Source organism: Arthrobacter alpinus, assembly GCF_900105965.1.
GTDB classification, from domain to species: domain Bacteria; phylum Actinomycetota; class Actinomycetes; order Actinomycetales; family Micrococcaceae; genus Specibacter; species Specibacter alpinus.
On the sequence record NZ_FNTV01000001.1, the window covers coordinates 2342924 to 2364392 of the forward strand.

18 protein-coding genes are annotated in these 21469 nt (G+C 60.6%); 6 read left to right on the top strand and 12 right to left on the bottom strand.

Features of this window, described 5'->3' with window-relative positions; translation table 11 throughout:
- The first annotated feature begins 72 nt into the window (after positions 1-72).
- Genes mmsA through BLV41_RS10730 form a run of 3 tightly spaced genes read left to right on the top strand, consistent with a single transcriptional unit; the run spans position 73 to position 4058 of the window.
- A complete protein-coding gene (mmsA, locus tag BLV41_RS10720) occupies positions 73-1617 on the top strand; it encodes a multiple monosaccharide ABC transporter ATP-binding protein (protein ID WP_074713264.1) in 1545 nt (514 codons plus the stop codon).
- Positions 1618-1643: 26 nt separating this feature from the next.
- Positions 1644-2912 carry a multiple monosaccharide ABC transporter permease gene (gene mmsB / locus BLV41_RS10725; protein WP_074711627.1) on the top strand — a complete coding sequence of 423 codons (1269 nt, stop codon included), beginning with the start codon at positions 1644-1646 and terminating at the stop codon, positions 2910-2912.
- A gap of 48 nt (positions 2913-2960) precedes the next feature.
- Positions 2961-4058: a substrate-binding domain-containing protein gene (locus BLV41_RS10730; protein WP_074711628.1), complete on the top strand. Its 1098-nt coding sequence runs from the start codon at positions 2961-2963 to the stop codon at positions 4056-4058.
- Between the two features lie 106 nt (positions 4059-4164).
- On the opposite strand, the gene BLV41_RS10735 is transcribed toward BLV41_RS10730, so the two are convergent.
- Positions 4165-4851 carry a DNA alkylation repair protein gene (locus BLV41_RS10735; protein WP_074711629.1) on the bottom strand — a complete coding sequence of 229 codons (687 nt, stop codon included), beginning with the start codon at positions 4849-4851 and terminating at the stop codon, positions 4165-4167.
- A 139-nt stretch (positions 4852-4990) separates the two neighbouring features.
- Here BLV41_RS10735 and BLV41_RS10740 point away from each other — a divergent pair, with 139 nt between their 5' ends.
- Complete coding sequence (locus BLV41_RS10740) at positions 4991-6088, top strand: Gfo/Idh/MocA family protein (protein ID WP_074711630.1); 1098 nt, start codon at positions 4991-4993, stop codon at positions 6086-6088.
- Positions 6089-6211: 123 nt separating this feature from the next.
- Here the strand turns inward: BLV41_RS10740 and BLV41_RS10745 are convergent, their stop codons facing one another.
- From BLV41_RS10745 to BLV41_RS10780, 8 genes are all read right to left on the bottom strand, one after another.
- Positions 6212-6757 (bottom strand): hypothetical protein, encoded by a 546-nt coding sequence (locus BLV41_RS10745; RefSeq protein ID WP_074711631.1) that lies wholly within the window; start codon positions 6755-6757, stop codon positions 6212-6214.
- Positions 6758-6995: 238 nt separating this feature from the next.
- Complete coding sequence (locus tag BLV41_RS10750; RefSeq protein WP_044572971.1) at positions 6996-7709, bottom strand: ABC transporter ATP-binding protein; 714 nt, start codon at positions 7707-7709, stop codon at positions 6996-6998.
- Positions 7696-8553, bottom strand: a complete 858-nt coding sequence (locus BLV41_RS10755) for an ABC transporter ATP-binding protein (RefSeq protein ID WP_044573077.1) — start codon at positions 8551-8553, stop codon at positions 7696-7698. The genes BLV41_RS10750 and BLV41_RS10755 overlap by 14 nt, the downstream gene beginning before the upstream one ends.
- A 77-nt stretch (positions 8554-8630) precedes the next feature.
- Positions 8631-9836: a branched-chain amino acid ABC transporter permease gene (locus BLV41_RS10760; RefSeq protein ID WP_074711632.1), complete on the bottom strand. Its 1206-nt coding sequence runs from the start codon at positions 9834-9836 to the stop codon at positions 8631-8633.
- Positions 9833-10840 (bottom strand): branched-chain amino acid ABC transporter permease, encoded by a 1008-nt coding sequence (locus BLV41_RS10765; RefSeq protein WP_044572977.1) that lies wholly within the window; start codon positions 10838-10840, stop codon positions 9833-9835. The genes BLV41_RS10760 and BLV41_RS10765 overlap by 4 nt, the downstream gene beginning before the upstream one ends.
- A gap of 129 nt (positions 10841-10969) precedes the next feature.
- Positions 10970-12208, bottom strand: coding sequence for a branched-chain amino acid ABC transporter substrate-binding protein (locus tag BLV41_RS10770; RefSeq protein ID WP_044572982.1), 1239 nt, complete (start codon positions 12206-12208; stop codon positions 10970-10972).
- A gap of 216 nt (positions 12209-12424) precedes the next feature.
- A complete protein-coding gene (locus BLV41_RS10775) occupies positions 12425-13831 on the bottom strand; it encodes an MFS transporter (protein ID WP_074711633.1) in 1407 nt (468 codons plus the stop codon).
- Between the two features lie 157 nt (positions 13832-13988).
- Positions 13989-16211, bottom strand: coding sequence for an NADP-dependent isocitrate dehydrogenase (locus tag BLV41_RS10780; protein WP_074711634.1), 2223 nt, complete (start codon positions 16209-16211; stop codon positions 13989-13991).
- A 193-nt stretch (positions 16212-16404) separates the two neighbouring features.
- Between BLV41_RS10780 and BLV41_RS10785 the strand changes: the two genes are divergently transcribed.
- The gene (locus BLV41_RS10785) at positions 16405-16908 is read left to right on the top strand and encodes a ferritin (protein ID WP_074711635.1); all 504 of its coding nucleotides are present in this window, start codon (positions 16405-16407) and stop codon (positions 16906-16908) included.
- 115 nt (positions 16909-17023) lie between these two features.
- On the opposite strand, the gene BLV41_RS22070 is transcribed toward BLV41_RS10785, so the two are convergent.
- Both BLV41_RS22070 and purH read right to left on the bottom strand, forming a co-directional pair.
- Positions 17024-17200: a hypothetical protein gene (locus BLV41_RS22070; RefSeq protein WP_170835458.1), complete on the bottom strand. Its 177-nt coding sequence runs from the start codon at positions 17198-17200 to the stop codon at positions 17024-17026.
- A 60-nt stretch (positions 17201-17260) separates the two neighbouring features.
- Positions 17261-18928 carry a bifunctional phosphoribosylaminoimidazolecarboxamide formyltransferase/IMP cyclohydrolase gene (gene purH, locus BLV41_RS10790; RefSeq protein WP_074711636.1) on the bottom strand — a complete coding sequence of 556 codons (1668 nt, stop codon included), beginning with the start codon at positions 18926-18928 and terminating at the stop codon, positions 17261-17263.
- A gap of 77 nt (positions 18929-19005) precedes the next feature.
- On the opposite strand from purH, the gene BLV41_RS10795 reads away from it, so the two are divergent.
- The gene (locus BLV41_RS10795; protein ID WP_083360724.1) at positions 19006-20535 is read left to right on the top strand and encodes a glycoside hydrolase family 3 protein; all 1530 of its coding nucleotides are present in this window, start codon (positions 19006-19008) and stop codon (positions 20533-20535) included.
- Between the two features lie 38 nt (positions 20536-20573).
- On the opposite strand, the gene BLV41_RS10800 is transcribed toward BLV41_RS10795, so the two are convergent.
- Positions 20574-21449 carry a MurR/RpiR family transcriptional regulator gene (locus BLV41_RS10800; RefSeq protein ID WP_074711637.1) on the bottom strand — a complete coding sequence of 292 codons (876 nt, stop codon included), beginning with the start codon at positions 21447-21449 and terminating at the stop codon, positions 20574-20576.
- Positions 21450-21469: the final 20 nt, after the last annotated feature.

The following is a 21469-nucleotide window of genomic DNA, read 5'->3' on the forward strand; positions in this document are numbered from 1 at the left end:
GATGCCCCGCCGTCCAGTGCAAACTCTGGCGGGACAAAGACAAAGAAGTCAGTTGTGGAAGGCGTAAGCATTATGGTGTCCGCGAACCCCGTCATACTCGAGATGCGATCCATCACCAAGGAATTCCCTGGTGTGAAGGCCCTTTCAGATGTATCCATCACCGTTCGCGCCAGCGAGATCCACTCCATCTGTGGCGAAAATGGTGCAGGCAAGTCAACTCTCATGAAGGTCCTCTCCGGGGTCTACCCCTACGGCAGCTACGACGGCGACATCGTGTTCCAAAACTCGGTCTGCGAGTTCAAGGACATCCGAGCGAGTGAAAACGCCGGGATCGTCATCATCCACCAGGAATTGGCCCTCATCCCGGAGCTTTCCATCACCGAGAACATTTTCTTGGGCAATGAGCCAACCAAGTTCGGCGTCATCAACTGGGCCGAGGCCCGTCTGCGGACCATGGAATTGATGGCCCGTGTTGGCCTGAGCGACGATCCAGACACCCCTGTCAAGGAAATCGGCGTCGGCAAGCAGCAGCTCGTTGAAATTGCCAAGGCCCTGAACAAGTCGGTCAAGCTGCTCATCCTGGATGAGCCAACGGCCGCGCTGAACGAATCCGATTCCCAGCACCTGTTGGATTTGATCCGCGGGCTCAAGGGCAAGGGCATCAGCTGCATCATGATCTCCCACAAGCTCAACGAAATTGAACAGGTCTCGGATTCCATCACCATCATCCGTGACGGCAAGTCCATCGAAACTCTCGATGTGAAGGCCGACGGCGTGGATGAGGACAGGATCATCCGCGGCATGGTGGGGCGAACCTTGGAGTCCCGTTTCCCGGACCACACGCCCAAGATCGGAGAGGTGTTCTTTGAGGTCAAGAACTGGACCGTGGCCCACCCGCAGATTGCCGACCGCCTGGTGTGCAAAAATTCCAGCTTCAATGTCCGGCGCGGCGAAATTGTTGGCATCGCCGGCCTCATGGGTGCCGGCCGCACCGAATTGGCACGCTCCATCTTTGGCCGCTCCTACGGCAACTACCTTTCCGGACAGATCGTCAAGGACGGCAAGGAAATCACCTTGCGCAACGTCCCCCAGGCCATCAAGCATGGGCTTGGCTACGTGACCGAGGACCGCAAGACGCTGGGCCTGAACCTGCTCGATGACATCAAGACCACCACGGTCTCGGCGAATCTTGACTCCATCTCGAAAAACACCGTCGTGGATCGCGACAAGGAATTCTCGGTGGCCGAAGCCTACCGCAAACAACTGCGCACCAAGGCCCCCACCGTCAATGAGGGCGTTGCAAAGCTCTCCGGAGGCAACCAGCAAAAAGTTGTTTTGGCCAAATGGATGTTCACAGACCCCGATTTGCTCATTCTTGATGAGCCCACCCGCGGCATCGATGTGGGAGCCAAGTACGAGATCTACGGCATCATCCAGGCGCTGGCCAACCAGGGCAAGGGCGTGATCGTGATTTCCTCGGAGCTACCCGAGCTGCTGGGTATTTCGGACCGGATTTACACCATTTTTGAGGGCGCCATCACGGGCGTCCTGAACAAGAACGAGGCAAGCCAGGAATCGTTGATGAAACGCATGACCGCTGCCGCCAAGACTGCCTAAATCCAGGGAAGAAAAAGGACACCCCAATGAACATCATCAAACAACTCTTCGGAGGCAACTCACGCCAATTCGGCATGATCTTTGCCCTTGTCGCCCTGGTTATCTTCTTTCAGATCGAGACCGGCGGCTTGATCCTCACCCCTGACAACGTCATCAACCTGATGAACGGCTACTCCTATATCCTGATCCTCGCCATCGGCATGGTGCTGGTCATCATCGCCGGCCACATTGACCTCTCGGTGGGTTCTGTTGCCGCCTTTGTCGGGATCGTGGTGGCCCTGGCCATGCGGGACTGGGGCCTGCCCTGGTACATGGGCATCGTGGCCGGTTTGGCTCTAGGCGCCGTGATCGGTGCCTGGCAAGGCTTCTTCGTGGCCTATGTGGGCATCCCGGCCTTCATCGTGACCTTGGCTGGCATGCTGTTGTTCCGTGGTGCCAACCAGCTCTTCGGCAAGTCACTGACCATCCCGGTTCCCAAGGAATTCCAGTCCATCGGCGCCGGCTACCTCCCTGAGATCGGCCCCAACACCGGCTACAACAACCTGACTCTGCTCATCGGCATCCTGGGTGTCGCAGCCCTGGTCTGGGGCGAACTGCGCAGCCGCCGCCGTGCCGTCGAACTCGGTTCCAACGTCAAGCCGCTGTGGGTCACCGTGGTCAAGGTGGCTGTTTTCGGCGCCGTCATCCTCTACGTCACCTACCTCTTCGCCACGGGGCGCCCCGGCACCTCCTTCCCCATCCCCGGCATCATTTTGGGTGTTCTGGTCCTCGTCTACGGCTTCATCTCCTCACGTACCACCATCGGCCGCCACGTATACGCAGTGGGTGGCAACCGCCACGCTGCAGCCCTTTCCGGTGTCAAGAGCAAGCGCACCGACTTCCTGGTCATGCTGAATATGTCCATGATTGCCGGTCTGGCCGGCATGATCTTCGTAGCCCGCGCCAATGCCTCGGGCCCGTCCGACGGCGTCGGCTGGGAACTCGATGCGATCGCCGCAGTCTTCATTGGTGGCGCAGCCGTCACCGGCGGTGTGGGCACCGTGATGGGGTCCATGATCGGTGGTTTGGTCATGGCCGTGCTCAACAACGGACTGCAGCTGCTCGGTGTTGGTTCCGACTGGACCCAGATCATCAAGGGCCTTGTTCTGTTGGCCGCTGTGGTCTTTGACGTCTACAACAAGAGCCAGGGCAAGGCATCCTTTATCGGCTTGATGATGAAAAAGCTGGGCGGCAGCAACAACCCCGATCTTGAAGTTGCCGAGCCCCTCAAGGGCACCATCAAGACCGAACCTTAAATCTTCCTCTTTTTCAGTTATTACACATCCAACAGAAAGCGAAGCACCATGTTGAAATTCAACAAGACGGTCAAGACAATGGCTGTCATTCTGGCCGCATCATCGCTGGCCCTTACCGGTTGTGGCCGGGCAGAAACGCCCGCGGCTTCAGGCAGTGCCGCCGCAGGCTTCGCCGCCGATTCCCTCATTGGTGTGGCTCTTCCGCAGAAGACCAGTGAAAACTGGGTTCTTGCAGAGAAGCTCTTCAATGATGGTCTGGCCGGAGCTGGTTTCAAGGCTGATGTTCAGTTCGCCAACGGTGGCGTTTCCGAGCAGCAGAACCAGATCAGTGCCATGGTCACCAAGGGCGCCAAAGTTATTATTGTGGGCGCCATCGACGGCGGTCAGCTGGGCACCCAGCTCAAGCAGGCAAAGGATGCCGGCGCAACCGTCATCGCCTATGACCGCTTGCTGCTGAACACGGCCGACGTTGACTACTACGTGGCCTACGACAACTTCAAGGTTGGCGAGCTTCAGGGCCAGGCCCTGCTGGACGGCATGAAGGCCAAGAAGCCCGAAGGCCCGTACAACATTGAGCTCTTTGCCGGATCCCCGGATGATGCCAACGCCAAGGTCTTCTTTGACGGTGCCATGAAGGTTCTCCAGCCCAAGATCGACGACGGAACCCTGAAGATTGTTTCAGGCCAGAAGTCCTTCGAGCAGGCTGTAACCCAGGGCTGGAAGGCAGAAAACGCCCAGAAGCGCATGGACTCCCTCCTGGTTGGTAGCTACAGCAGCGCCACGGTTGACGGCGTGCTGTCCCCCAACGACACCCTGGCCCGCGCCATCTTGACCTCGGTCAAGGCTGCAGGCAAGGCCACCCCCACGGTGACCGGTCAGGACGCTGAAGTTGAGTCCGTCAAGTCGATCATGGCTGGCGAGCAGTACTCAACCATCAACAAGGACACCACCGCATTGGTGGAGCACGCCATCCAGATGGCCAAGGACCTCCAGGGCGGCAAGACCCCCGAGATCAACGACCCCACCTCCTACAACAACGGTGTCAAGGTTGTTCCGGCATTCCTGCTGGTTCCGCAGATCGTCACCAAGGCCAACGCTGCAGAGCAGTTCGCCAATGACAAGGTTCTCGGCCCGCTGACCAAGTAACCCTTTCGCTTCGGCGAATCAATCGCCAAAGGCCCTTATCCGGCGTCGTTCATCGCGACACCGGATAAGGGCCTTTGGCATGTCCGGAAGCAACAGGGGCGGTTGGTTACGCCAGTTCCTTGCGCCGGACCAGCTCCTTGATCCAGATGGGTGCGAACGGGGACGTGCAGTTCGGCGGCGTGGGATAGTTCTTAAGGACCTCAAGACGCTCACCGATCTCGATGGCCCGGTCGCGGAGGCTGGCGTCCTCGATACCGATTTGAGCCAGGGTGTTGTTCATGGCCCACTGCAGGCGTTCGGGCGCCGTCTTCATCCGGGCCTCGATGATGTCCAGCAATCCGGACAGCTCCAGTCCTTCGGGACTCTTGACTACGCGGTCACTGGTCAGGCCCCAACCAGCGCTGGCAACAATGGGGTCCGGATCGCCAAACCACGCAACCCGCAATTCCTCCACATACTTGCTCTTCTTGACCACATAGTTCACAAGCCAGTCCTGGACCTTGGGAATGCAGGCCTGGCGCAGCATCGTGTCCAGTTCATCGCGGCTAAATTCCTTCGGGCGGCAGATCAGAAGGGCAACGAGCCGGGCAGCGGTATCGCCAGTATCCCAGAGCTGGATGGCGAGCGGATGCTGGGTCTTTAACCGTTTGGCCAAGGCACGGAGCTTGCCAAGATTCACACCGTGGTCATCCCCGTGTTTTTCGTTGATGGCCCGAGCTTTGGGGTCCTCGAGGGCGGCCAGCTCGGCCAGCACCTCATCCACCGATGTACTTGTTTGAGCCATTTGAGCCATGCCGTTCTCCTGTTCCAAGGCTTGTGCGATTCATCCTACGGGGCAGGGCCAACATTGTCCGGAGAGGTCAATGCCGGCGAAGTGTCGAAGCGCTTGTCATGTTCGCCCACGGGGGCTGTGATGCTGGCAGAATGTCCCAATGACCATTCCTCGTTTTGTCGGCCGTCCCGACTGGTACACCACGTTCAACCCCGAAACTCTCGCCGCCACCGGCACCGCGTTGCGCTGGGGCGTCATTGCCACAGGCAATATTGCCAACACCGTTACGGCTGACCTGGCACTGCTGGAAGATGCCGTGCTGCAGGCAGTGAGTTCACGCAGCGAGAAGAGCGCCGCGGAGTTTGCGGCCAAGTTTGGCTTTGCCACCCATTATTATGACGGCGGTCCCGAAGGCTCCGGTGCCGCCGGTTACCGCCAGCTTGTGGCCGATCCCGACGTGGACGTGGTCTATGTGGCCACCCCGCATGGACAGCACTACGACATCGTCAAGGCCGCGCTCGAGGCCGGGAAACACGTTCTGTGCGAAAAGGCCCTGACGATCACTGCGGCTGAAACGCGGGCCTTGATCGAACTGGCGCGTGCCAAGGAACTATTTCTTATGGAGGCGGTGTGGGCACGGTTCGTCCCGGGTTTCCAGCGCGCCTTGGAGATCATCGCATCGGGTGAAATTGGTGAGGTGAAGTGGGTGCGTGCGGATCTTGGATTTGCGGCACCGGATGATCCCACTCTGCGCATCTGGGCCCCTGGCGATGGTGGCGGGGCGCTCCTGGACATCACCGTTTACCCTCTGCTCTGGGCCTGGGGCACACTTGGCCAACCGGAGAAGGTTGCGGCCACCGCCCAGCTCACGCCCTTTGGCGTGGATGCGCTCAACACGCTCACGCTCAGCTACGCCAATGGCGGGCAAGCCCAGCTCATCAGTCAGCTAGTCTCACAGGGACCCGGCCGGGCCACGGTTTCGGGCACCCTGGGCTACATCGAAACCGTCAATTCGTTGAACAACCCGAAGGAGCTTTTCATCTCCGGGCCCAACGGCGCCACTCGCACGGAAACTTTTGAGGAGCCGGGCCGCGGTTACACCTACCAGCTGCGCGAGGTGACCCGCTGTATCCAGGCAGGTTTGACCGAGAGCGCCACCATGCCATTGGCCGATTCACTGGCCATCATGGAACTGTTCGACGGCGTCCGCGCCCAGATCGGCCTGAGCTACGCCAACGACACCCGCACCGACCTCTAACTCATCGACAAACGCCGTCGGCGTGCCAAAGTGGCGGGGACCTATGAAATTTCATAGGTCCCCGCCACTTTGGCACGCTGCCGCCTGAATCCCAGCAGCCGTGGCTGGAGCAGGAGCAGGAAGTTAGCGAGGCTCACCGGGCAACGGCCAACGGCCGTACTGGGAGTGGAACCCGATGGCTGTCATGAGGGGCGGCAGGTTGTACTGGGAAATACTGAAGTCGAGCTTTTCACCCTTGGGCCCCCGGATGTTCAAGAACCTCTGAAAACCCTGGTCGCGGAACGTGTAGCTCTTGATCTCGCTGTACGCGAGCCTGTGCTCCTTGCCGAAGATGGTCCTGAATTCCACATCGTCATCCCCGGCGTCAACATACCAATTGCGGTAGATGAACAAGAGGAACCCTCCTGCCAGGGTCACAGCTCCGAAGGCGATCGGCATGGCTACAGCGTCTTCCGGCTGGGCACCGAATGAGGCCAGGAGCCCGATCAGCCCGACGACGAGCACCGGCCAGGCGAGGATCGGAATGACCTTCGGCATGCGTATCCGTCGCTTGTTCCCTTTTGAACGGTTGGGATGCTTCTTGAACCACACGGCAAGCAGGGACACCAGAAATAAGATGACAGCGACAACGCCGAAAATGAGAACATAACGCAGCACGGGGTTTTCCATCGCCGACGTCCTTCCATGGAGGTTTCAGGTCGCGGGGGTGTTCATCATTGGATAAACCACTCCGCCGGCGCCCCCACGCATACTTTTCGCCTACTATTCAACAGCCGTTGTGCTGGAAAGTGGGGATTTCGGGATGAATGTTGCTGCTCCTGCCGCACAGGGGCGTGGCACGCGGGTGTGGCCGAGCTTGTCGAGACAAGATCTCGACAAGCTCGGCCACCGTTACTAGGCGTACGGTTTACCCCACGCCCAGGTAGGCCTCCTTGATGGCCGGGTTGGCCAACAGCTCCTTGCCCGTGCCGCTGTGCGTGATCTCCCCGGTTTCCAGCACGAACGCGCGGTGTGCCCTGGCCAGGGCCTGATTGGCGTTTTGCTCCACCAACAACACAGTGGTGCCTTGGCTGTTGATCTCGGTGATGATCTTGAAGATCTGCCGGATAAACTGCGGGGCCAAGCCCATGGAAGGCTCATCAAGCAGCAACAGCTTGGGCCGTGACATCAAGGCACGGCCAATGGCCAGCATCTGCTGCTCGCCGCCGCTCATGGTGCCACCAAATTGCTTCTCACGTTCCTTCAGCCTAGGGAACAAGGTGAAAACCCGTTCCAGATCGTCCCCCACACCGTTCCTGTCCTTACGGCCAAAGGTGCCCATGTCCAGGTTCTCCAGGACCGTCATGGCCGGGAAAATACCGCGCCCCTCGGGAGCCTGGGAAATGCCCTGGACCACCCGGACGTGGGCCTTCATTTTGGTGATGTCCTCCCCCATGAACTTGATGGACCCGTGCGAGGGATTTAACAAGCCGGAGATGGTGCGCATGGTGGTGGTTTTGCCTGCACCGTTGGCACCGATGAGCGAGACAATCTCGCCTTCCTCCACGGTGAAGGACATCTTGTGAATAGCCTGGATCCGCCCATAATGGACGGAAACATCGTCCAGCTCAAGCAAAGTCATCTTCAGGCTCCCCTAGGTAGGCGGAAATGACCTTTGGGTCTTCCCTAATCACGTGCGGAACATCGTCGGCAATTTTTTTGCCGAACTCCAAAACCACTATTCGATCTGTCACTCCCATGACCAGTTTCATGTCGTGCTCGATCAAGAGCACCGTATAGCCATCATCGCGGATGGTCCGGATGAGGGCCATGAGGTCCTCTTTCTCGGCCGGGTTGAACCCGGCCGCCGGCTCATCGAGACACAGCAGCTTCGGATCCGTGGCCAAGGCACGGGCAATCTCCAGCCTGCGCTGACTGCCGTAGGAGAGGTTGCGAGCCAAGGACCCGGCATCTTTGGAAATGCCCACAAACTCCAGCAACGCCATGCCCCGCTCAATGGAGCTCTTCTCCTCCCGCTGGTGACGCGGAAGGCGCAAGAGTGCTCCGGGCACCGAGGTCCTGTGCCTGGCGTCAAGACCCACCACCACATTCTCCAAGGCAGTCATCTCACCAAAGAGCCGGATGTTCTGGAACGTCCTGGCCATCCCGGCACGGGTGATCTTGTGCTGCTTCATGCCATTGAGCGAGCTTCCTTCCAGCAGGACTTGCCCGCTGGTTGGCTTGTACACGCCCGTCATGGCGTTGAAGCAGGTGGTCTTGCCTGCACCATTGGGACCAATGAGGCCTAGAATTTCACCCCTCTTGATGGTGAAACTGACATTGTCCAAGGCAACCAGACCACCAAACTGGATGGTCAGGTTCTTGACCTCAACCAGATCATCACCCACGGCTACGTCAATGTCGCGCTCCGGAGCCGCGGCCTCTGCCACCGCCTCGGGCACCTCCAGCGCCTCCACGGTCTCGATGGGAGGCTTGACGGATTCGTCGGCCGAGTCTGAGCCAGGAGCCGGAACGGGTACGTTTTCGCTATGTGCGCCCAAGGCTAGCCCTCCTTCTCAGTGACGGTGGCCGGTTTACTCGCTGCTGATTTCCGCACACCTTCATAAGCCTGCTGCCCATAAGCAAGCAGCCTTTGACGCGCAGGAAGCAGGCCCTTGGAGCGGTAGATCATGATCAGCATCAGTGCCAGGCCGAAGATCAGGTACTTGTATTCGGCGATGGCCGTGAAGCGCAGCGGGATGTAAGCAACAAGTGCACCACCAAACACGGCACCCACCTTGTTGCCCACGCCACCCAGAACAACGGCGGCGACGAACAAGATGGAGGTGACGACGTCGAACTTTTGGTTGTTCACGAAGCCCACCTGGCCGGCGAACAAGGCACCTGACATACCGCCAACTCCGGCGCCGAGCGCGAATGCCCACACCTTGTATTTGAAGGTGGGAACACCCATGGTTTCGGCGGCGTCCTCGTCCTCGCGGATGGCAATCCAGGCGCGGCCCACACGGCTGCGTTCCAGGTTGCCGGCGAGGAACAAGACAATGATCAAGATGGTCAGGGTGAGCCAGTACCAGGGCGTGCCGTTGGAGTTGGCGAAAACGGGGATGCCGTCCTCACCAACACCGGGAGGCCTGCCAACGTTCTGGAACCCCACCTGCCCCTGCATGGCCGGGATCAGGGTGGCGAGAATGCGGATGATTTCACCAAAGCCAAGCGTCACGATGGCCAGGTAGTCACCGCGCAGGCGCAGGGTTGGAATACCCAAAATCACGCCAACGCACATGGCCACGACGATCGCCGTCGGGATGGTCCAGAGGTACGGAATCTTCACGAAGGGCGAGTCCGGGCTGGTCAGCATGGCCGCCGTGTAGGATCCCACCGCGAAGAAGGCGATATAGCCCAAATCCAGCAGTCCTGCGTAGCCGATCACGATGTTCAAGCCGACGGCGACCAACGCGTAGACGGCCATGGAGAATAAGGCCAGCGGGAAGTCGTTGCCGGGTTCGGTGGAGAGAATGGGCGGATTGATGACCGGCAGCAGGTACGCCACAATGACAATCACAATGAGGTATAGCCACTGCTTCTGGCGCGGCATGGCCTGCCATTTTTCACTCCAGCGGCCAAACCAGCCATGCTTTCGCGTTGCATCTGCACTGCCGCCAGGAATCTTCTCGCCTGCCTGACGATCAGCCGCGGCTTGGGTGGCCTTGGCCCCGGGCAGGGGTGTTGGCCCGTCTACTGTGCTCATGCCTTGCTCCTTCCCAGAGAAGTACCCAGGATGCCTTGCGGGCGAACCAGCAGAACCAGCACCAGCACCACGAAGGCCACAACGTCGGTCCACTGCGAGCTGCCAAGGAGGATCTGACCGTAGTTGCCGATCAAGCCCAGCAGCAACCCACCCAGCAGGGCGCCGCGGACGTTGCCGATGCCGCCGAGGACAGCTGCGGCAAAGGCCTTGATGCCGAGGATGAAGCCACCGTTGTACTGCACACCGGAGGGAATTTTCATGACGTAGAAGAGTGCCGCGGCACCGGCCAAGATTCCGCCAATGATGAAGGTGGTGATAATAATCTTTTCCTTGTTCACACCCATCAACGTTGCCGTGTCCGGGTCCTGGGCCACGGCACGAATGCCACGTCCGGTACGCGAACGGCGGATGAACTGGTCCACGACCACCATCATGATCACTGCTGCCACAACAATGATGATCTGCTGGGAATCGATGATGGTTCCGAACACCTCAAAGATGGGCGTGGGAATGAACATGGTCAAGGCCGGCTCCGGCAGCGGGCCACGCCAGAGGAAGATCAGGTACTGGATAACGAAAGATGCACCGATGGCCGTGATCAGGTAGACCAGGCGGGGCGCATTGCGTCTGCGCAATGGGCGGTAGGCCAGCCGTTCCACAAGGAACGCGACTACCGCAGAAGCGATGATGGCCGCTATGAGCGCCAACAGGATATTGACCAGGATTTGGCCGAAATTGAGGTTGGGCGCTGACGGGCCAAACCCGAGGAAGCTCAAGGTGAAGAAGACTGCATAGCAGCCCATGATGAACACTTCAGAGTGGGCAAAGTTGATGAGGTTCAAGACGCCGTAAACCAGCGTGTATCCGAGTGCTACGAGTGCGTAGATGGCCCCGAAGGTCAATCCATCAAAAGTGGCGCTCCAGAAATTTTGTGCCAGGGAGGCAACATCGAAGTTAATCCAGTCGCTGTCCGCGGGGACAGCCGTAAGAACTGTCAGGAGCATAGGTAGGTCCAGTTCCAGCCAGTCTTGGAAAGATCTTTCGCCAAGACTGGCTCATTGAGCGGATGGGTGATTCTGCAACTAAAGGGATGCTGCGGAGCACCTGGCTCCACAGCATCCCTTGTAGTGTCCTTACTCGCCGATGGGGCCGATCGGGACGATCTTGCCATCCTTGACGCGGTAGCCGTAGACAGCAGGTGCCTGCAGCTCGCCCTTGTCATCCCACTTGTAGTGCTTGCTCAATCCGGATGCGTCATAGGTGTTGACGAACTCGAGCAGCTTGGCGCGGTCCTGGTTGCCCTTGTCAATGCCGGAAAGCAGAACTGTTGCTGCGTCGTATCCTTCAATGGAGTACGTGCCAGGATCGGCGTTGGTCAGTGTCTTGTAGGCATCCGCAAAAGTGGGGATCAATTCACCGGGAATGCACGGGCAGGTGAAGAACGCATTGTTGGATGCGTCGCCGGCCTGCTTGATGAACTGGTCATCCTTGACGCCATCGGGGCCAACAAAAGCACCCTTGAAGCCCTTCGCGACCAACTGCTGGTTGAACGGAGCGCCTTCTGCGAAGTAGCCCGAGTAGAACACTGCATCAGCCTTGGAGTTGATGATCTTTGAAATGGTGGCCGAGAAGTCCTTCTGGCCGGTGGTTACCTTGTCGGAGCCGACCATTGCATCGCCCAGCGCTTCGGTGGTGGTGCCACCCAAACCAATTCCGTAATCGGAATCATCCTGGACCAGGTAGACCTGCTTGGCGCCGAGCGTGCCGGTCATGAACTTGGCAGCTGCCGGACCCTGAACGGCGTCGTTACCCAAGCCGCGGAAGAACGTTGTCCAGCCGTTGGTGGTCAAGCCCGGGTTGGTTGCAGCCGGGGTGATATGAACCATCTTGACCTGTTCGAAGATGTTGCCGGTGGCCTTGGATTCGCCCGAGAACGGCAAACCAATCACACCAATAATGTCTTCTTCCTTGGTGGCCTGGGTGACCGGACCTGTGGCCTTGGTGGGATCGCCTTCGGTATCGAACTTCTTGAACGCCACCTGGCATCCCGGATTTGCCTCATTGTGCTGGTTGATGGCCAGCTGGATCCCGTTGAAAATGTTAATGCCCAACTGTGCATTTGCACCGGTTTCGGCACCGATATAGGCCAGCGTGGTGGTGGCGGCACAGGTGGCCTTGCCATCGCCAGCCGGGAGGACCGCATCTTTCGGTGTCTCGATGGACGTCAAGACTGGAACGTCCAGATTTAGGCCGGAGCCGCCTGCTGCCGCGCTGGTTGATCCTGGAGTTGCCGCCTGGTTGGCACAGGACGTCATCAAGAGCGTCAAGGTTGCAGCCGTGGCGAGCGCTGTCATTACTTTCTTGCGGTTCATTAATTCGCCTTCCGTAGTCAGCATCCATGGTTCGTCGGACCTCGTTGTCCGCCGAATCAATTGGCCTCACGTCAACTGACCCTACTATCGAGTACGTGATATGGAACACACTTGGCGCGTTAAGATCTGGTAACAGATACGTTTCCCGTCCGACGGCGGCTCAAACGGATGCCCATAACTCCCCTTGTGCGCAGGACTCGCGGGCAAGCGTTGCGGTCACGTGGCGGCGTCGGCCCTGTCCGCCGCAACGGCAGCCGCGTACGCGTGGGAGAGCCGGCGGTAGGACCGCGTACAAAGGGCACCCAGCCCCAGCCCGATGGTTACGAGCCCGGAGACCAAAAAGACGAGTGCAATGCCACGCGCCTCACCGGTGCCAAGCAGCCATTCCCAACGCTGAACGCCCGGCGGCGAAGCCATGTAGGGGATGATCCAAAACTCTGCCAAAGGGGCGATCAGGAATGCTGTCACCGGGGCTGCTGCCGCCTCAAAGGTCAAGGCGAAGCCAAAAACCCGGCCCTGGGTCTTCAACGGCACTACCCGTTGGATGACGGTTTGTTCTGCAGCCTCGGCAGCTGGCATGAGAATCATGAAGATCCAGATGCCCACCACGTAGAGCCAACCCCATTCGCGCAGCGCAAACGTTGCACCCACCGCGCCCGTGCAGGCCACAATAATCAACAAAGTTCGGATCGGGTTCACCCCGAGCCCAAATTTGGCCACCAATCCTCCACCGATCAGGAAGCCAGTAGCCGTGATACCCAGCACCACTCCCCACATCTCAACCGAGAAAAGCGTCAACCCGTAAGGGTCCATGAGGGCCATGAACACTCCACCGGCCAAGTTGTTGAAGGTGGTGAAGATGATCAGGGCAAACAGGCCGGACGTGGCGCGGACGGCCGCAACACCAGCACGCAATTCAGCAAATCCTGCCCTGTCTTCCTCATGGACCACGGAGGGTTCGGGGATGGAAATGGTCAGCAGATGCACCAGCACGGCTACGCTGGCGCCAAGTGCAATGACTATGGTCCCGCCCATGCCCAGCATGCCGATGGACAAACCACTCAAGACACTCGTTACAAGGAAGGCGAGGCCCTGCACGGCGCCCACCAATCCGTTGGCCTTGGCCCTGTCATCAGGTGGAACCAACAGCGTCACGGTGGTTGACAGTGCGATGTTGCGCAGCTGCTCAATGACGGCGCCAACAAGCACCACCAAGGCAAAAATCCAGAACCACGGTCCGGTCAGGCTCAAAAGTTGTGACTCCGGGATCAGCAGGAACATGAGCCCGGCAAGGCCAAAGAAGGTGACTGAGCTCAGGGTGGAACCCAGCATGACGGCGCGTTTGCGATACCTGTCCACCAGGACACCAAAGAAGAGGCCAAAGACGGCAACCAACAGCATGTAGGCGCCACCAATGAGGCCGGTGGCCAAGACGGACCGTGTTTCCAGGTAGACCCAAAAAGTCAGCGCGAACCAGAGGTAGCTGGTGATGATATTCGCCAGCGCCGTGTTGACCAGGACATGCAGGAACGTGCGGTGCCCACGCTGAGCGGCCGCCAAGGTGTCGGCAGCAATCGCCTGTGGCTCGGCGACTTCAACTGTTGGAATGTCCTCGGAAGACATGACACCAGCCTAGAACCAGCGCCCGCCCAGCGGTAGGTCACGACAGCAAAAAGCCCGCCCCAAGTTAATGGGACGAGCTTTTGTCTATTGGGCCCACGCGCCCGAGGGCCCCGAACGTCAGACGCGCCAGCGGCTGAAGTTTGGGAGGGCGTGGGGACTATTTGGCGAGTGCTGCGATGGCCTTGTTCAGCGTGGCCGAGGGGCGCATGATGTCTGCAACCTTGGCGGCGTCGGGCCGGTAGTAACCGCCCAGGTCAACCGGCGAGCCCTGCACAATGGCCAGCTCGTTGATGATGACATCTTCGTTGCTGGTCAAGGCATCAGCGACAGCAGCGAAAGCCGCGGCCAGCTCGGCGTCGACCGTTTGTGCGGCCAATTCCTGGGCCCAGAACTTGGCCAGGTGGAAGTGGCTGCCACGGTTGTCGATCTCGCCGACCTTGCGCTTCGGGGACTTGTCCTCGAGCAGGAACGTTCCCGTTGCGCGGTCCAGGGTGTCGGCCAGGATCTGTGCGCGGGCGTTGCCCTCGGTGACGGCCAAGTGTTCGAAGCTCACGGCGATCGCCAGGAACTCGCCCAGTGAATCCCAGCGGAGGTGGTTTTCCTTGATGAGCTGCTGGACGTGCTTCGGGGCGGAGCCGCCGGCGCCGGTCTCGAAAAGGCCACCGCCAGCGATCAGCGGCACGATGGAGAGCATCTTGGCGCTGGTGCCCAGTTCCAGGATCGGGAACAGGTCCGTGAGGTAGTCGCGGAGCACGTTACCGGTGACGGAGATGGTGTCCTCGCCGCGGCGGATACGGTCCAGGGTGAAGGTTGTGGCCTTCTCCGGGGACATGATCCGGATGTCCAGGCCCTCGGTGTCGTGGTCCTTGAGGTACTCGTTGACCTTGGTGATGAGGTTGGCGTCGTGTGCGCGGGTCTCGTCCAGCCAGAAGATGGCGGGGGTGGCGGAGGCGCGGGCACGGGTGACGGCAAGCTTGACCCAGTCGCGGACCGGGATGTCCTTGACCTGGCAGGCGCGCCAGATGTCGCCGGCTTCGACGTCGTGCTGGATCAGGACAACGCCAGCGCCGTTGACGATCTGCACGGTGCCGGACTCGGCCAGCTCGAAGGTCTTGTCGTGGCTGCCGTATTCCTCGGCTGCCTGTGCCATGAGGCCCACGTTGGGGACTGTGCCCATGGTGGTGGGGTCGAAGGCGCCGTTTGCGCGGCAGTCATCGATCGTGGCCTGGTAGACGCCGGCGTAGCTGCTGTCAGGCAGAACGGCCAGGGTGTCGGCCTCTGTGCCATCTGCGGCCCACATGTGGCCGGAGGTGCGGATCATGGCGGGCATGGAGGCGTCAACGATCACGTCGGAGGGGACGTGCAGGTTGGTGATGCCCTTGTCGGAATCGACCATGGCCAGTGCCGGGCCGTTTTCGTAACCGCTCTTGATGGCGGCTTTGACGCCTGCGCGCACGTCCTCCGGCAGGTTGCCCAAGCCGTTGAGGATGGAAGCCAGGCCGTTGGCCGGGCTCAGGCCCGCTGCGGCAAGTGCCTCGCCGTAGTTGGCGAACAGCTCCGGGAAGTAGGCCTTGACCACGTGGCCGAAGATGATGGGGTCGGAGACCTTCATCATGGTGGCCTTCAGGTGTGCCGAGAGGAGGATGCCCTCTTCCTTGGCGCGGGCAACCTGGGCAGCCAGGAACTCGTCCAGTGCTGCTGCGCGCATGACGGTGCCGTCAACAATTTCGTCGGCCAGGACCGGGAAGGAATCCTTCAATACAGTGACCGTGCCATCTTCGGCGACGAACTGGATCTTGATTTTGTCATCGGCTTCGATGAATACGGACTTCTCGTTGTGGCGGAAGTCGCCGTCGTCCATGGTGGCGACGTTGGTCTTGGAGTCAGCGGACCAGGCGCCCATGCTGTGCGGGTTGGCCTTGGCGTAGTTCTTGACCGACAGGGGTGCGCGGCGGTCGGAGTTGCCTTCGCGCAGGACCGGGTTCACGGCACTGCCCTTGATCTTGTCGTAGCGGGCGCGGATGTCCTTTTCCTCGTCGGTGGAGGGGTCGTCCGGGTAACTCGGGAGGGCGAAGCCCTGGCTCTGGAGTTCGGCGACGGCCGCCTTCAGCTGCGGGATGGAAGCGCTGATGTTGGGGAGCTTGATGATGTTGGCATCCGGGCTCTTGGCCAGGGCGCCCAGCTCAGTCAGGGCGTCCGCGGTGCGCTGCTCTTCGGTGAGGAAGTCGCTAAATGCGGAGATGATGCGGCCGGACAGGGAGATGTCCCTGGTTTCTACGTCCACACCGGCGGTGGAGGCGAAGGCCTCAACAATCGGCAAGAGGGAGTACGTGGCCAGCATGGGCGCTTCGTCTGTCAGGGTGTAAATAATCTTGGCCATAGGTGAGATGTCTCCTGCGAAAATTCAGTGGATTGCAACGAATCTGGCAATATGTCTTTCCCTCCTAACTTACCTGAGAGTGCCGGTTTGCCCGCTATCGGGGGCGGAAGGTGACGGTTTAGGTGACGCTTCCCTAAGTGAACTTAGCCTCACTTAGCGTGCGAAGAATCTCTTTTCGCCATAGCGTGGGGGCATGGAACTCAAAGGAAAACTCGCAGAAGCCTTCAACGATCAAATCACGCTTGAGATTCAAGCCTCCGTGGTCTACCGCCAGCTCGCCATTGAAATGGATGTCCAGGACCTTCCCGGAATTTCCGGCTGGTTCCTGGCCCAGTCAGGGGAGGAACTTGTGCACGCACAAAAGTTCACCGATCATATGACGGACCGCAACGCGGCTCCCAAGATTGGCACCATCACGGCCCCCAATGTCACCATCAACTCGGTGCTTGAAGCGTTCGAGGCCTCCTTGGCCCACGAGCAGAAGGTCTCCGAGTCCATCCGCAACCTTTACCGTTTGGCCCAGCAGGAAGGCGACATCGATTCGATTCCCCTGCTGAACTGGTTCATTGAGGAGCAGTTGGAAGAGGAAGCCTCGGTTGGCGAGATCATTGGCCGTGTGCGCCTGATCGGTGCCGACGGCAACGGCTTGCTGCGTCTGGACGCCGAGCTGGGCTCGCGCAAGGAAGGCGGAGAGTAACCTCCCCGCCTTTCACAACGCCGCATCACACAACGGCCATTTAAACGAATCGCTCCCTCACTTGGTGAGGGAGCGATTCGGGTTTAACCCCGATATGTGATGGAGCGTTGGCTTGTCAGCGGGAGCCGGTTGGCGGGATCGCCTGGCCACCCGGATGGGGCACGCTTTCCGGGGGCAGCGTTTCGTGCTTTGCCGGGCTCACGCGAGCAACCAACAGCACAATCCCCAGCACCACAATGATCAAGACGAAAATCCCGACCACGATAGCCACAATCAGTGAGCCTGACGTCATGCCCGCTCCCCCTCATACTTCGATTTACGAGTGTTGAGGCGAGCCTGCCACAACCCGGGCTTAGTGGAAGAAGTGGCGGGCACCCGTGAAGTACATGGTGATCCCTGCGGCATTGGCTGCCGCGATGACTTCTTCGTCGCGCACGGATCCGCCGGGCTGAACGACGGCGCGGACACCGGCGTCGAGCAGGATCTGCAGGCCGTCGGCAAACGGGAAGAAAGCATCGGAGGAGGCTACGGCACCGCTGGAGCGCTGTGCGGAAGTTCCTACGGCACCTGAGGCGCCGCCAGCTGCGTCAACATCGGATTCAACCACGACGCCGAGCGTGTTGGCGCGCTCCACAGCGAGCTTGCAGGAGTCAACGCGGTTGACCTGGCCCATGCCAATGCCCACTGCTGCACCGTTGTTGGCGAGCAGGATGGCGTTGGACTTGGCCGCGCGGACGGCCGTCCAGGCGAACGCCAGATCCGCCAGGGTGCCAGCATCGGCGGCTTCGCCGGCGGCGAGGGTCCAGTTGGCGGGGTTGTCGCCGTCGGCGTCCACCTTGTCCGACATCTGAACCAGCATGCCGCCGGAGACCTGGCGGACTTCAGCCGGGTATCGGCCGTAGCCTTCCGGCAGGGCCAGCAGGCGGATGTTCTTCTTCTTGGAGAGGATCTCGATGGCTTCGGGCTCGAAGTCCGGCGCTATGACAACTTCGGTGAAGATGCCAGCCACGGTGCGGGCCATGCCTGCGGTGACGGTGCGGTTGGCGGCGATGACGCCACCAAAAGCGGACAGCGGATCGCAGGCGTGGGCCTTGGCGTGGGCGTCGGCAATCGGGTCCAGGGCACCCGGGGACGCCACGGCAACACCACAGGGGTTGGCGTGCTTGATGACGGCCACGGCGGGCTCATCGAAGTCGAAGGCTGCGCGAAGGGCGGCGTCGGCGTCAACAAAGTTGTTGTAGCTCATGGCCTTGCCATGGAGCTGATCGGCCTGGGCAATGCCAGCGGGTGCACCCTTGTCGACGTAGAGAGCTGCCTGCTGGTGCGGGTTTTCCCCGTAACGCAGAACCTCTGAACGCTCCAGGGAGAAGCCGGCGTAGGACGGCCAGTCGATGATGCCGTCGCCGTCCTCATCAAGGAACTGGGCGGAGGTCCAGGCGGCAACAGCGTTGTCGTAGGCGGCCGTGTGAGAGAAAGCAGCCGCGGCAAGGCGCTGGCGGGCAACAAGAGTGAAACCGCCTTCTGCTGCCGCGAGCACAACGTCGGCGTATTTGGCGGGGTCAACCACAACGGCAACCGAGGGGTGGTTCTTCGCCGCGGCGCGGACCATGGACGGACCGCCAATGTCGATCTGTTCCACAACGGCATCCTGGCTGGCACCGGAGTTGACGGTGTCGACGAACGGGTACAGGTTCACCACGACCAGGTCGAAAGGCTGAACGTGCATTTCTTCGAGCTGGTGCACATGGTCGGGCAGACGGCGATCAGCCAAAATGCCGGCGTGGATCAGCGGGTGCAGGGTCTTCACACGGCCGTCGAGGCACTCCTGAAAACCAGTCACCTCTGAAACTTCGGTTACGGGCACGCCCGCGGCGGCGATCTTGGAGGCCGTTGAACCAGTGGATACGATGGCCACACCGGCGGCGTGCAGGCCCTTGGCCAGCTCCTCCAAACCGGTCTTGTCGTAAACCGAAATCAAAGCTCGGCGAATGGGAACACGGTTAAGGGGAACGCTGGTCACAGAAATACTCCAGAGGTGGATCGAAGGTGGCGACTCCGTTAAGTTTATGCCACGTCAGCGCCGGTATGATCTCCCTTATGACATCCAGTGATCTTCACCACGCGCCATCACCGGCTGAGGCCAACTCCCCCACTGCCCAATCAGAACTTCAAACGGAGCTGCCGCGCCTGATCAACTCAGTGATCCTGCCAGGCTTCGTTGGCACAACGGCACCACAATGGTTGGTGACGGCACTCAAGAACGGGCTAGCCGGCGTGGTCTATTTCAGCCACAATATTGACCCGGATGCGCCCGGTCAGGTGGCCGCGCTCTCGGCCGAGATCCGTGCGGCCAACCCGGATGTGGTGATCGGTGTCGACGAAGAAGGCGGCAACGTCACGCGCCTGCAGGCACGCGATGGCTCCAGCATTCCCGGCGCAGCCGCATTGGGCGCCCTCAACCAACTCACGACGACGGAAGCGGCCGGCCGCGCTATTGGCCGCTTGTGCCGCGATGCCGGGATCAACTTGACCATCGCACCAGTTGCAGATGTCAATACGAATCCGCTCAACCCCGTGATCGGCGTCCGCGCATTCGGCTCCGACACGGCTCTGGTGAGCGCTCACACGGCCGCCGCCATCAGCGGCATCCAGGATCTGCGCGTCGCCGCTTGCGCCAAGCACTTCCCGGGGCACGGCGATACTGTGGCGGATTCGCACATGGATGTGGCCCGCGTTGAGCTGACCATGGACCAGATGCGCCAGCACCACCTCCCGCCGTTCAAGGCTGCCGTGGATGCCGGAGTTGCCGCCATGATGAGCGCGCACATCATCATTCCCGAGCTCGGCGAAGCTCCGGCCACGCTGAACCCGGCTGCGAGCGCGTTGCTGCGTGAGATGGGTTTCGAGGGTGTTTTGATCACCGACGCCTTGGACATGGCCGCCGTGCGTGCCACGGTTGGCCCGGGCGAGGGCGCGGTGCTGGCTCTCCTGGCGGGCAACGACTTGCTCTGCGTGGGCAATCCACTCAACGCCTACACCACGGGCCGCGACGACAAGTCCTGCTACACCGAGGTGTATGACGCCCTGTTCGCTGCTGTGGTTTCCGGCCGTCTGCCGGTGGAGTTCCTGCGACGGGCTGCGGCCCGGGTTCAGGGGTTGGCCCGGTGGTCCGCCGAGGCGCCTTCGCAGTTGGTGGACGACGCCGTCGACTGGGTTTCCGTGGCCGCCCGCGCCTGCCGCACGGACTCGCTGGGTGCACGGCCCGTACTCGCGGGCGATGGCTCCGTCACCTTGATCGACGCCCGCACGGGGCACAACATGGCAGCCGGACCCACCGAGAACTTTCTGGCAACGGCCTTGGGCAACTACGCGGTGCGAGTACTCCCGGGCGCGGGTTTCGAAGCAGACCTCACAGCTGGGCCCGCAGGTGCGGTTCTGGTGCTGGTCGATTCGCTCGCCTCACCTGAACAACAGGAATCGTTAGGGAGGGTCCTCGCCGCTGCCCCGCAGGCCGTGTGCGTCAACGCCGGGTTGGCCACTGGCACACCGAGCGCCACGGCAACGATTCACGCCCACGGTTTCAGCCGGGTCATGGCACAAGCCGTGGTCAGTTTGCTAGAGGTCTAAAGCTCCCCCGCCTAGTGAGCTCCGGCAGTACGGCCCGCTTATCCTCGGTCTGTGCTGCCAGGGCCTCGGACTGCCTGGTGCGTGACCTCGAGTGCATTCACCGCGCCGTCGAAACATTGCTGGGCAATGCCAACGAAGAGGCAATCCACCACGGCCAGCTGAGAGATTCTGGACGCCATGGCGCCGGCACGGAACGGCGTTTCGCGGACAACCGTAAGCAGGTGCAAGGCGGCAATCCTTGCGGCCGTCGAATCTGCCACGTTGGTGATGACAAGTGTTGTGGCGCCCCGGGCCTTTGCCATGCGCAGGAAGTCCACCACCGAGGCGGTCTCGCCTCCGTGCGAGAACGCAATGGCAACATCCTCGGGCCCCATGAGGGATGCACCCATGAGCGCGTTGTCAAAGTTAGGGAATGCGTTGACTGTCAGCCCAATGCGAAAGAGCTTGTAGCGCAGGTCTTCGGCCACCACGGTTCCGGAACCCACACCGTAGAGGTTGATGCGCCGGGCTGCCGAGACAGCCGCAACGGCTTGTTCCAATACGGCCAGATCGAGGTTGCGCGTGGTCTCCTCAATGCCCATGGTTTCGGTAAATCTGATGCGGGCAACGGTTTCTGCAAGAGTTGAACCCGGATTAAGGTCGCCACCAAACTGTGGGGCCGGGTGTTCCCCTGCGGCGGCACCTTCCCGGCCAAGCTCGGTGGCGAGAGCCAGTCTGAGACCGGCATATCCGCTAAATCCAATGGCCTGGCAAAAGCGCACCACGGAAGGGTCGGAAGTTTTGCACAGTTGGGCCAGTTCAGAAATGGTGTGGTTGAGCACCCTCGAGGGGTCGGCAATGATCGCCATGCCAACTCTGGCCGAGGCCGGTGGTAGCGATGGCAACTTGGATTGGATCGTGGATTGAATACTCACCGGACGCCTCCTTGCGTTGT

Coding starts and splice junctions, on each gene's coding strand:
- mmsA (WP_074713264.1), top strand. CDS start 73: ATGGTGTCCGCGAACCCCGTCATACTCGAGATGCGATCCATCACCAAG.
- mmsB (WP_074711627.1), top strand. CDS start 1,644: ATGAACATCATCAAACAACTCTTCGGAGGCAACTCACGCCAATTCGGC.
- BLV41_RS10730 (WP_074711628.1), top strand. CDS start 2,961: ATGTTGAAATTCAACAAGACGGTCAAGACAATGGCTGTCATTCTGGCC.
- BLV41_RS10735 (WP_074711629.1), bottom strand. CDS start 4,851: ATGGCTCAAATGGCTCAAACAAGTACATCGGTGGATGAGGTGCTGGCC.
- BLV41_RS10740 (WP_074711630.1), top strand. CDS start 4,991: ATGACCATTCCTCGTTTTGTCGGCCGTCCCGACTGGTACACCACGTTC.
- BLV41_RS10745 (WP_074711631.1), bottom strand. CDS start 6,757: ATGGAAAACCCCGTGCTGCGTTATGTTCTCATTTTCGGCGTTGTCGCT.
- BLV41_RS10750 (WP_044572971.1), bottom strand. CDS start 7,709: ATGACTTTGCTTGAGCTGGACGATGTTTCCGTCCATTATGGGCGGATC.
- BLV41_RS10760 (WP_074711632.1), bottom strand. CDS start 9,836: ATGAGCACAGTAGACGGGCCAACACCCCTGCCCGGGGCCAAGGCCACC.
- BLV41_RS10765 (WP_044572977.1), bottom strand. CDS start 10,840: ATGCTCCTGACAGTTCTTACGGCTGTCCCCGCGGACAGCGACTGGATT.
- BLV41_RS10770 (WP_044572982.1), bottom strand. CDS start 12,208: ATGAACCGCAAGAAAGTAATGACAGCGCTCGCCACGGCTGCAACCTTG.
- BLV41_RS10775 (WP_074711633.1), bottom strand. CDS start 13,831: ATGTCTTCCGAGGACATTCCAACAGTTGAAGTCGCCGAGCCACAGGCG.
- BLV41_RS10780 (WP_074711634.1), bottom strand. CDS start 16,211: ATGGCCAAGATTATTTACACCCTGACAGACGAAGCGCCCATGCTGGCC.
- BLV41_RS10785 (WP_074711635.1), top strand. CDS start 16,405: ATGGAACTCAAAGGAAAACTCGCAGAAGCCTTCAACGATCAAATCACG.
- BLV41_RS22070 (WP_170835458.1), bottom strand. CDS start 17,200: ATGACGTCAGGCTCACTGATTGTGGCTATCGTGGTCGGGATTTTCGTC.
- BLV41_RS10795 (WP_083360724.1), top strand. CDS start 19,006: ATGACATCCAGTGATCTTCACCACGCGCCATCACCGGCTGAGGCCAAC.